The organism is Roseobacter sp. GAI101 (assembly GCF_000156335.1).
In the GTDB taxonomy this organism is placed as follows: Bacteria; Pseudomonadota; Alphaproteobacteria; order Rhodobacterales; family Rhodobacteraceae; genus Sulfitobacter.
In genome coordinates, this window is sequence record NZ_DS999213.1 from 1701703 (window position 1) to 1713182 (window position 11480).

Genomic DNA, 11480 nt, shown 5'->3' on the forward strand with positions numbered 1-11480 from the left:
TTGGCGCGTCGCTCATTGAGCGAGAACCGAGGACAGGGACTTAACTGTCGCGTCCAAGCGTCCCAGATAGGCAGAATAATCATCCTGGCCACGGAACTGGACATCGGCACCTGCACCTTTTGTCTGTTCAATATAGGTAGCGTCCTGGGACAACGCCTCTAGCGCGGCTTCCATTGCGTCACGCGCCTCCTGAGGAGAGCCTTTTGGCATGACGATGCCGCGCGTCACGTTCAATTCCAGATCTTTGCCCAGCTCTTTGAATGTCGGCACGTTTTCGGTCGCCGCAACGCGTTCCGAGGAACCGACGGCCAGGAACACAAGATCGCCATTGTCCACAAACTGTTTGGACGAACTGATGTCACCGATTGCAACGTCAAGGTTGTTGCCAATCAAGGCGCGAACACGTTCGCCTGTGCCCTCATAACCGACATATTTGAATTCCAGATCAAAGGCTTGTTCGATCATCGCCGCGTGCAGGTGTGGCACGCCGCCCAATGTCACGCCGATTGTGACTTTCCCAGGGTTGGCCTGTGCGTAGGTCACAAATTCCTCAAACGTGCTGTAGTTGTCATTGACGCCCGCAACAAGGTACTGGGGTGATGCTGTCATCAGGGCAATCGGGTCAAAGTCATCCCATGCCAGATCGGTGATGCCTGTTTCAGTCGCAACAAGCAGACCTTCGTGTACAAGGCTGATGGTGTAGCCGTCTGCATCACGGCGCGATGCTTCGCGCAGACCAACTGTGCCGCCAACGCCCGGCATGTTGATGATGGGCATGTCTACACCCAGGAATGGCGTGATGTTGTTGGCCACGAGACGCATCAACGTGTCTGAACCGCCGCCCGGGGACCAAGGAACGATAAATTCAACAGCGCGCTCGGGATACGTCTCGGCCTGCACCGGAGCGGCAATAAGGGTTGCTGCGGCGAGCAGCGCAGCAAGGCTAGTACGGATTTTCATGTGTGTTCTTCCTGTTAGGATTCGGCGATGGTGTGATTGTAGAGAAACGCTAACACAAGAAATACGCTGACAAAGCGCCAATTTCTTGCTATTAAATCCATTATCGCTAATGTTAGATGATGGATACGCGACAACTTGAAACTCTGCTGGCCATTGAACAGCACGGCGGCTTTGCCGCTGCGGCGCAAGTCGTGAACCTCACGGCCTCCGCGGTCAGTCAACAGATAACCGCGCTCGAGACCGAAATCGGCGCGCAGTTGTTTGACAGATCACGACGCCCTCCGATGCTGACAGCCAAGGGCGTTGAAATGGTGCGATCAGCCCGGTCCATCCTGAATATCGTCAGCGAAACAAAGGCATCTGTCACCGCAGGGCGGGTCCGTGGAACGATGGCCTTTGGGTCCTTGCGGACCTGCGCCAATTCTGTGGTTCCCACTGCACTGGCAGTCATGCGCACCACATATCCTGATCTGAATTTCCGACTGCGGGTCGGCAAGTCCGAAGAGTTGATGAACAACGTCGCCTCAGGCCAATTGGACGCGGCCCTTGTGGCCGACCATGTCATTGTTCCAAGCACGCTGCGCTGGACACCTGTCATCGAAGAGCCCCTTGTCGTGCTGATGCCGACAGGCTGCGGACATATGTCGCTTGAGGATGTTGTGCGTAATGTGAATTTCATCCGCTACCGCACCCAGGTTCCCCTTGCCCGCCAGATTGACACTGAAATGGCACGGTTGGGGATTTCCCCCAAACAGATCGCCTCGGTCAATACGATGACGGCAGTCGTGGGGTGTGTCCGTGCGGGGCTTGGCTTTGCGGTTGTGCCGCAAATTGTCCTCAAGGATGTGATCGCGGTATCGCTTGACTGGCTACCCTTTGGCACGCCCCCCATCACCCGCAGACTTGGGGTGGTGCAGCGGTTTTCGTCGCGCCAGGAAGAAATCACCAGTGCGTTAATTGACGCACTAACTGAAATTTGATCCGTTTATCAGGGAGATATGCAAGCGCCCGCGGACGGCGTGGCTTTGCAATTTGCGTAAGGTGCCCCCAAAGCCCCCCATTATTTCGGGCCTTGTGCAGAACATGCACGACATGCGCCGCAGCCCGGCTTTGATCATTGGCGGTTGTCGAAAGGCATGAAGCGGACGGTACACTTTATTTGAGCGGCCAACGATTGAAACCGATCTCGCCGCTCAAGGATTGTGACCATATCTGACCGAGCCGCGAGATTTGATCCGCAGCTATTTCTTGCGCGTGGCGTCGTGTATCCGGCAGCAGGCAGGGATCGCGCAAACGCACCTTGATATCCACGGTCTGGGGTTCGTCGATGGGTCTGCCGATCTCGCTGACCAGAAAGCATTGTGCTTCGGTGACATCCGGTATCTCCCTTACAAGCGCATGTGCCATCAGCCCGGCAAGAAGATTGTAGAGTTTTCCAACATGGGTGATCGGGTTCTTGCCCGCGATCGATTCCATGGTCATCGGGCGGTAGGGCGTAATCAATCCGTTTGCCCTGTTGCCGCGCCCGGCTTCGCCATCGTCGCCTGCCTCCGCTGACGTGCCGGTCACGGTCAGAAAAACGCTTCCGGCGGCTATATCATCCGCCGCGTTGACGGTGACCACCATTTGCCGGTCGGTAAGCCGGCTACCGATTTTCTTGGCGATCTCGGCGACGCGTGCCTTTGCCGCGCAGTAATCATGCATCCCCGCGACGAACCGGTCGACGAAGGCGCAACTGATCGTGAGGTACATAGTGCCGGCCTTGCGGACCCCCATGATCTTGATGTCCTCGCCGATCTCTGGGTGGGCGGCTTTGACAGGCGGTGAATTCAGATGTTCCTCGACCCGCAACACGACCGTCTCAAGCTCGCTCAGCGGCGCATAGCCGATGCCCAGAGATGTGTCATTCGCCAGGGCAACCCCTTCAGAGCGTTGCCGCAGGAACAGTTCGACCAGATCGGGGGAACCGGACCTCGTCAATGTATGGAAGACCGCATTCGTTGTCGGGTCGAGGGCGTGCATGTGCTGTCGCAACCACGCTGTTGCAGCGTCATGGAACAACGCCTCGACCGGGACCTTGATCCCTTTGAACGCGGCCGTGGCACGTCCGGCGACAAAGAACTCGAACGGTTGGTTCACCTGCCCGCCCCCGAAGGCGGGGCGCGCGCTACCGCCCCAAAGGAGCGCCTTGTCGACGTTGTGATGAAGCACGAGGCCGAACCGATCCAGATAGAAGCGGCACAGCGACAGGCTGAAGTGTTCTGCAATGGCGTCGCAAATGGAGTCGGGGTGCCCGAGCCCCTTGCGCTCGACGATTTCGACATCAAGCGTTTCCATCTCAGGCGTATCAAGCGTGCTGACTGTCGGTTTCATGTCTCTTGCTCGCTTCAATAGCTGAAATGGCCATACTGATAGTCCTATAAAGGCTGCCTTTCTCGCGGCCTGACAGCGGCGGTGGTGCGACTGCCATCCGGCGGCATCAATGTGCCAAGGTTGGATTGCAACACGCCAATATATGAGGCGGTTTTAGCATCAACGATCCAAACACCCACCATGCTAATTTGTTCAGTACACCCCGGGTAACAATCGATAGCGAACGCGATCCGCATATTCCCGATAGCCTGTCAGCTCTTCCTGCAAGGTCCTGTCTTCCAGCGCCGTCCTGACGATCGTGATGATCATTGCCGCTGCGGCAGGTATCAAAGCCCAGAGGGAGCCCAAGGCAAGCACAATGCCGAACAGCGGCAAAATGTTTCCGGCATACCCCGGATGCCGCACGAACCGGTACGGCCCGCTGTCACATACCGCGTACCCCAGATCCGTCCGAATGATCATTGTGGTGAAGAAAAACCGGTTTTCTGCCAACGCCCAAGACGCGAATGCGTATCCGAACGCGATCAGGGCAAAACCGACGGCATTCAGCCACACCGGAAATGCGGGTGACCAGCCATAGCGATGGTCCAGCCCTGCCACGATGACCAAGGGGTACCCGATACTTACCGCCATCAGTGGCGCAAGCACCTTGTCCCACGGCTTTGCATTTCTGAAATTCTCAGTATCTTGTCGGGCGGCTGTCAATCCGGGATGCCGCCGCTCTGCCCATATGCGCGCCCAGATGCCCGCGGCGATGATAAGGGGTGCATAGAACCACGCCTGCCACCAACCCAAGTCTCCGCCGCATATCAACAGGATCAGCGGGATCGAGAGATAGACCACCAGCACTCCTATCCAAGCCCGCAAGGATGCTGGTGCGCCTCCTTCTTTTCTGCCGCGCCTCTCCGACATGTCATCACCTCCGCCAAGGGATGGTCCTGAGTGTACGACCGGGTCTGTTGCCGCTCAACCCTGCACGGTCTCAGCCCAGGCTGGGGTCCCTCCCCCAGCTCAACCTCCGCTCAGCCAAGGCCAGCCCCTTGCTGCCCGTTTTGGGCGTTTAAAACGTGCGTGCGCCAAAAACCGAAGGTCATTTGCCTGCTGAGAAATGCGGTCGTGGCTGTGGGACAAACCCGGCCTTCGTGAGCACGTCCTTTTTTCACGGTTCCCCGATGTATCGGGCCGCGTGACAGTTGATATGATATCGGCATTCTAGCAGGCTAGAAATTCAGTCCCGCCAATATATCCCCGATCGGCAATCGCGTCCAATACCTCGAACTTGAGCGCGTCTTTCTGCGGCCTGTGCCATCGGGACCACTTATGCAAGGTCGTTGCTAACCGTCGTTACCTTATGTGCCACGATCAAGTTGTTCTGGGGATCGACCGCATCCGGGACATTTTAACCCACGAAGCGTGTTCCCTTGCAACGGATCGCTATTGAGTTGGCATCTGAATTCCCGCGCGCCTCCCTTGCGCGGGGCCAATGGTCAATTGATAGGAGCTTAGAGGACTCAAAACATAGGAATGGTCAGGCAATGGTGTGTCCCACGACCTGTAACGACCAAAAAGAAACCGCCGACCCACTCGGACCGGCGCTTTCCACATTCAATGATTTCAGTACCTTAGGAGTCAGTGGCAAAATTAGACCCGAAGAGTGGCAGACAATTCAGACAAACTGGCGCTGAATCGCCTGTCGTGTAATCACGGGCAATTAAGAAACATTGGGGTTTACAAGTCATTGATTTCATTGAGGCGATAAAAACGATTTACGACAAACTTGAACATTTGACCGGGTATAAAACGGCCAAATTTATCTCGGTGAAACAACAAAAAAGGCCGCCAAGAGGCGACCTGAGTTCATTTATGACGTGTTATTTGGGGGTGACTTAGAGAATCAGAAAGCTGACAAGTCCTCGCGACGATACCAGATCCTGCCCAATTCATACTTTGGTGCTAGAGGAATCAAACCTCGACCATCCAGCTTCATTTTCATGATCCTAGGGGCAAAGCAATTTTGCTCAGCAATTTCCTTCAATGAAATGTGCTCATTGGTAAAGTTCTGAAGGTCATCAATTGAAAATAACCGGATTGTTTGTTGATTTCCACTCAGAAGTGACCCGGGTCACTTCTGAGTGGAAATCAACAAGCTGGTGCTCGGAACACACGGTTCACCATGTCGCGCGGACAGGGGGCTGACGTGTCTGGAACCATTGTTTTGACCACCTTCCCACTCACCGTGCCACGGATGCCGATCTGTTTCATCAGGCATTAAAGCGCGACAGGTCCTAGTGGCGCTCCGCACCGGACATATCATCTTCTGGTTCGCTTCTGAGATCCTTGGCCATCACGATCGGCTCTTGGATGAATTGGGATATTTCCCGAAGTCAATGCAGTAAAGGCCTGTTTGTCGATCGCTCGGCGACAGCAAGAAGTCGTAGAACTGACCGTAGGCTTAGAAGCTGTAGCTCTTTTGCGTGTTCGATAACCTCAAGCACCGAGCCAACTGCGTTTGCCCCTATCCCTCTTCGACCTGCTTCTCGCACTGCAAAACCTTGAAGGTGATCGACCGTTAATGCCGATAGGTTCATCGGGGGACATCGGCTCAGAAATGGCTCCGAGAGGCCCTGAGTGCTGTTTGCCGTCATGATCCAGGTGATCCATGACATGTCAAAATTCACCCGAAAATAGGGGCAACCCCAGCTAGCGGCCGTAGATCGTTCCAGCAAGGAAAGCAGGCCATCGCCCAGAGCAAAGCTCTGACCGCGTTCCGACTTCACCGAACCCGCCTTCTCAATCTCATCTACGACGATGACAGGAGAAGCGATCCCAGTAGCCAAGATGTTCTCTAGCGGCTTTCCAGGACCAGCATTGGCCCATCCACGTTGGGATCCGGTAACCGAAAAAGAAGCGGGCTCGCTAGTGGATTCAATTACCGTGGTCGGGACTTGAAGCTCTTTCCCAAGCAATCGGGCCCAATGGCTTTTGCCGATACCAGGAGGTCCTACCAATAAGAGCGGCCTTATGACAGTGCCAAGGTCGCCCCGCCGGAATGACGCACGCATATCCTGCCAGATCCGCTCTGTTGCAGGTGCCATCCAGGGCATTTCTGTATGCAACGCACTCGCGATCTCGTCAGCGCGGTGTTCGGTTTCAACTCGATGGAGGACACAGCCGTTGCTCAGCGCATCAAGCCATTCCTTGTCCTTACGCTGTAGGTGGCTCATGCCCGACCGTCGGCCCAGCGCGCCAACATAGGCATGAGCTCGACGCTCGATTTTGTCATTATCAGCTTCAGACAAATACAGGATTTCTTTTGAGCTGCCCGTCTTCTTTCGGTAACTTGAGAGAAAGCTCTTCAGGCGGTTGCCGACTTGGTAGCTGCAAAGAGCATGTTCCGAGAAGAAGTTTACTTCAGCAAATGGGATACGGGACATAGTTTACCTCTCTTTGCGGACCCGCCACTTCGACGGGGCCCGCGAAAAGCAGCGCGTCGCTGCCTTGGTTTGGTAATCCTCCCTAAAATTAGTGGTGTTCAAAAGTAGAATTTTCTCGGCAAGATAACTGAGGAGATTTACGATGAAGAATGGACGATATAGCGACGCGCGGATCATGGCGATCTTGAAGCAGGCGGAGGGCGGCGTGCCGGTTTCTGAGCTGTGCCGTGAGCATGGCATGAGCAGCGCCAGCTTCTACAAATGGCGGGCCAAGTTTGGCGGGATGGACGCGTCATTGATGTCAGAGATGAAGGACATGGCCGACGAGAACCGTCGCCTGAAGCGCATGTATGCCGAGATGAGCATGCAGAACGATCTGCTGAAGGAAGCTCTTGGAAAAAAGCGCTGAGGCCGTCTCAGCGAAGAGAGATGGCCATGAACGCAGTCGCACAACATGGGGTCAGTATCGCATTGGCTTGCCGCGCGTTTCAGATCAGCGAGACGTGTTTTCGATATAGCCCTGTTCTGAGCGATGAGAATGAAGAGATCGCTGACTGGTTGGAACGCCTGACAGCCAACAAGCGTAGTTGGGGCTTTGGCCTATGCTTCTTATACCTGCGCAACGTGCAGGGTTACGGCTGGAACCACAAACGCGTCTACCGGATCTACTGCGAGTTGGAGCTGAACCTACGGATTAAGCCCAGGAAACGCTTGAAGCGGGACAAACCCGAACCACTGGCCGTGCCTGACAGGCCAAATGAGACGTGGTCGATGGACTTCATGGCAGATCAGCTCGCGGATGGTCGATCAATCCGAACACTGAACGTCCTGGATGACTTCAACCGCGAGGGTCTGTGCATCGAGGTAGACTTTTCGCTGCCAGCGGAGCGCGTTGTGCGCAGCCTGAACCAGATCATTGAATGGCGAGGTCAGCCGCAGACAATTCGTGTCGACAACGGCCCGGAATATGTCAGTGGCAAGCTCATGGAATGGGCTGAGAAACGCAACATCCGGCTTGAATACATCCAGCCGGGCAAACCCCAGCAGAACGCGTATATTGAACGCTACAATCGCACCGTTCGCGGCGAGTGGCTTGGGCAATATATCTTTGAAACGATTGAGGAGGCACAAGACCAGGCGACTGAATGGCTCTGGACTTACAACAATGAGCGACCCAATATGGGTATCGGCGGCATGACACCCGCCATGAAACTGAAAACAGCCGCCTGAATTCTACGGCTGGACCCCATTAAAAATGGGGGGATTACCGTTTCAATGAGAGGATCCGGATCCATGCCGTAAAGTGAGATGAAGTCGCGATCCCGGTCAAGTGTCGGGCGATCATTCGCAGAGCTCAAAAAAAACGCCGACCCTTTCGGATCGGCGAATTTTTATTAAGCGATTTCAGCAACTTACATTCAGTGTTCGTTTTATACCCAACAAAAGGTCGTTTTTTTGGCCCCAATGTCTCTCAATTGCCCGTCGGAACATTCACACACAATGTCAACGGCGGCGTAACAACCTGCCATTGGGGCGGAGCAAAAGTCGGCCACTTGGTTACGCGCCTTGGGGCGTGATGCCATTAAGTAGCAAGCACGTTCCATGGCGCGTTGGCCGTCAGGCCAACCTGATGATGTGTTAAGTTTTGGTACGCTTTGATTTGCTCTGATTGAGCCTGTAGCTTTCACCATTCATTTCCAGAATGTTCACGTGGTGTGTCAGCCGATCCAGTAATGCGCCGGTCAGTCGTTCTGTGCCGAAGGTTTCTGTCCACTCTTCGAACGGCAGGTTGCTGGTGATGAGTGTTGATCCACGCTCGTAGCGTTGCGAGATCAGTTCGAACAGCAGTTCAGCGCCTGTTTTACTGAGCGGCACAAAACCCAGTTCATCGATGATCAACAGGCTGACCTTAGCGAGCTGGCGTTGCAATCGCAGCAGCCGTTTCTCGTCTCGCGCTTCCATCAACTCGTTCACCAGTGAGGCCGCCGTGACAAAAGCGACAGGCATGCCCTTTTGGCAGGCGGCCAGGCCCAACCCGAGGGCGATGTGGGTCTTTCCAGTGCCAGATGGGCCAAGTGCGATGACATTCTCCCGCCGTTCGACCCAATCACACCGCGCCAGATCCAAGACCATCATCTTGTTCAACGACGGGATTGCCTTGAAGTCGAAACTGTCCAGGCTTTTGACGGCTGGGAACTTGGCCGATTTGATCCTGCGCTCGACCATGCGGCGTTCGCGGTCGATCAGTTCAAGCTCGGTCAGCCGGGCCAAATAACGGACATGATCCACGCCCTGCGCGGCACAGATGCGCGCGAGCTTGTCGTGTTCACGCTGGAAGGTCGGTAAGCGCAGGGTTTTGAGATGGTTGGCCAAGAGCAGTTCTGGTGCATCGGTCATGCGCCACCTCCATCCAGCAGGCTCATGTAGGATGCGGCTGATGTCGTCGCGACATGCGTTCTGGGCAGAAACGGATAGAGATCCAAATCCAACCGAGGCTGCCTGCGTTCAACGCGGCATAGCACAAGGTGTTTGATGGCATCAAAGCTGATGGCTCCCATTTGAAGCGCATCTTTGACTGCATTGTGCAGCACCTCCATCTCAAAGCGTTCCAGCAGACGGAGGACCTGCACGTACTCGCGCTTCCCAGCCTTGCCCTGCCGCGCTTCCAACAACCGTTGCAACGTTGAAAATGCATCAGGTAGGTTCCAGTTTTGCAACGGAGCTGCCTGATCAAAGGCCATGATCTTACGCTCAATCAGTCGTAGATAATGCACAGGGTCAAAGGTGATATCGTCTTTGTCGTATGACCTGACATGCTGCGCAATCACCTCAGCAGCGCAGCCAATAACGACCCGATCCACAAATCCCTTTATCCAGACCTCACGGTGACCAAAGGCCACCGGCACTGAGTAATCATTGCCGCGATAGCGCACCACGGATGTCGATGTGACCTGGCCACTGCGCAGGTCGCAAGCTTCAAACGGCGCATCTGGCAAGCCCTGCATCGCAGCCAGATCAGCCTGCAATCGTTCACCGATGCTGATCTTATAGCCGCGCAAGATGTCTGCTTGCCGTTTGCAGCACTGTTCTTCGAGGTAATCGTTGAACGCTGCCCAACTCGCAAAGCGGGGCATTGGTACCATGAAGTTACGACGAGAATAGCCGACGAGACCTTCGACTTTACCTTTATCGTTCCCCTTTCCGGGGCGACCGTATCGGTCTCGGACCACGTAATGCGACAGCATCGCGCTGAACCGCTGTGTTCTCTGACGTTCGCCATTCGGCATGATCTTTGCAACCAAGCAACGGTCATTGTCGTAGAGCACCGACTGTGGCACCGCTCCAAAGAACGCAAACGCGTGAACATGCCCATCCAACCAAGCCTCGGTGTTCGCGGCAGGATAGGCACGGACATAACAGGCATCACTATGCGGCAGATCCAGCGCGAAGAAATAGGCTTTCTGCTCAATGCCACCAATCACAACCAACGCTTCGCCAAAGTCGGCCTGCGCATGTCCGGGCGGATGGCTCAACGGCACGAACATCTCACGCGAACCGCGCTTCTTGTTGCGCACATAATCTTTGACGATGGTGTACCCGCCGTTGAAGCCGCATTCATCACGGAGCCGTTCAAAAATGCGCTTGGATGTGTGTCGCTGCTTACGAGGGCGCATCTTGTCTTCCGCCAACCACCGATCAATCTGATCGATATATGCATCCAACTTCGGGCGTTTAATCGCCGCCGTCCGCCGGTATCCAGGCGGCTCAGAATGCGCCAACATCTTCGCAACACTGTCCCGGCTGATCCCAAAATCCCGAGCTATCTGCCGCCCGCTCAACCCATCCTGAAAATGGGCGCGACGCACCTTCAAATATAATTCCACAGTGAATATCCCCAAACCCTCCCATCAAATGAAAGGGCCAAAGTGGCCGACTTTTAAGCCGCCCGCGACCGCACTACGCCGCCGCTACCGTGGTCGAGTATTGCTCCGCCGATCACATTTCAGAGCGTGAACAGCCCCAGACCTTCGAAAACCTCCCGCTTTGTTCGCTCTGTAACCTCCCTCGCGGACACTGTCCCCTGTCTGATAACATCAACGACATAGCCGGGATCGTTGGCATAAGCTGCTCGTCTTGCACGGATCGGCGCAATCAAGTTCTGAAGAACGTCTTCCAACCGAGCTTTGATTTTGCTGTCTCCTAGACCGCCGCGCCTGTAATGCGCTTTCATGTTTTCGGTTTCGGCTTCATCTGGATTGAAGGCATCAAGATAGGTAAAGACAACGTTGTCCTCCACACGCCCTGGGTCTTCCACGCGCAGATGGTTAGGGTCCGTAAACATTGCCCTCACGGCTGCGCGAATTTCATCTGAGCTCGCGGACAGCCGAATGGCGTTCCCGCCCGACTTTGACATCTTTGCTTTTCCGTCAATTCCCGGGAGCCTACCAGATTTCGGGATGATTGCTTTCGTTTCAGGCAGTATCTCCGCGCCAGCGGTATGATTGATCCGGCGAACGATCTCGTTGGTTTGCTCAATGATCGGGGCTTGATCTTCCCCAACAGGGACCACCGTTGCCCTGAACGCTGTGATATCCGCGGCTTGTGCAGCAGGATAACAAAGGAATCCAGCTGGGATATCCCTTCCGAAGCCGCGGGCGCGGATTTCTTCTCTTATGGTAGGGTTTCGCTCAAGCCGCGCGACGCTGACGAAGT

The 11480-nt window shown here is 55.2% G+C and carries 9 protein-coding genes; 2 read left to right on the forward strand and 7 right to left on the reverse strand.

Annotation, left to right across the window (positions count from 1 at the left end; genetic code table 11):
- Positions 1-12: 12 nt before the first annotated feature.
- Positions 13-960: a Bug family tripartite tricarboxylate transporter substrate binding protein gene (locus RGAI101_RS08010; RefSeq protein ID WP_037227724.1), complete on the reverse strand. Its 948-nt coding sequence runs from the start codon at positions 958-960 to the stop codon at positions 13-15.
- 119 nt (positions 961-1079) lie between these two features.
- Between RGAI101_RS08010 and RGAI101_RS08015 the strand changes: the two genes are divergently transcribed.
- The gene (locus tag RGAI101_RS08015) at positions 1080-1940 is read left to right on the forward strand and encodes a LysR family transcriptional regulator (protein ID WP_037229283.1); all 861 of its coding nucleotides are present in this window, start codon (positions 1080-1082) and stop codon (positions 1938-1940) included.
- Positions 1941-2115: 175 nt separating this feature from the next.
- Here RGAI101_RS08015 and RGAI101_RS08020 read toward each other — a convergent pair whose 3' ends face one another.
- The 3 genes from RGAI101_RS08020 to RGAI101_RS08030 all read right to left on the reverse strand — a co-directional run bounded on the left by RGAI101_RS08020 (position 2116) and on the right by RGAI101_RS08030 (position 6767).
- Positions 2116-3333: a methionine adenosyltransferase gene (locus RGAI101_RS08020; protein WP_008226153.1), complete on the reverse strand. Its 1218-nt coding sequence runs from the start codon at positions 3331-3333 to the stop codon at positions 2116-2118.
- A 192-nt stretch (positions 3334-3525) separates the two neighbouring features.
- Positions 3526-4176, reverse strand: a complete 651-nt coding sequence (locus RGAI101_RS08025) for a methyltransferase family protein (protein WP_198133682.1) — start codon at positions 4174-4176, stop codon at positions 3526-3528.
- Between the two features lie 1541 nt (positions 4177-5717).
- Positions 5718-6767, reverse strand: a complete 1050-nt coding sequence (locus tag RGAI101_RS08030; protein WP_008227052.1) for an AAA family ATPase — start codon at positions 6765-6767, stop codon at positions 5718-5720.
- A gap of 142 nt (positions 6768-6909) precedes the next feature.
- On the opposite strand from RGAI101_RS08030, the gene RGAI101_RS08040 reads away from it, so the two are divergent.
- A protein-coding gene (locus RGAI101_RS08040) for an IS3 family transposase (protein WP_085980057.1) occupies positions 6910-7997 on the forward strand; the annotation gives its coding sequence in 2 pieces (ribosomal slippage) (positions 6910-7171 and positions 7171-7997; 1089 coding nt in all).
- A gap of 408 nt (positions 7998-8405) precedes the next feature.
- Here the strand turns inward: RGAI101_RS08040 and istB are convergent.
- The 3 genes from istB to RGAI101_RS08055 all read right to left on the reverse strand — a co-directional run.
- Positions 8406-9164 carry an IS21-like element helper ATPase IstB gene (gene istB / locus RGAI101_RS08045; protein WP_008225471.1) on the reverse strand — a complete coding sequence of 253 codons (759 nt, stop codon included), beginning with the start codon at positions 9162-9164 and terminating at the stop codon, positions 8406-8408.
- Positions 9161-10660: an IS21 family transposase gene (gene istA, locus RGAI101_RS08050; protein WP_157044708.1), complete on the reverse strand. Its 1500-nt coding sequence runs from the start codon at positions 10658-10660 to the stop codon at positions 9161-9163. The genes istB and istA overlap by 4 nt, the downstream gene beginning before the upstream one ends.
- Before the next feature lie 110 nt (positions 10661-10770).
- The coding region (locus tag RGAI101_RS08055; protein WP_254655257.1) for a tryptophan--tRNA ligase at positions 10771-11480 on the reverse strand (710 nt) is incomplete at its 5' end.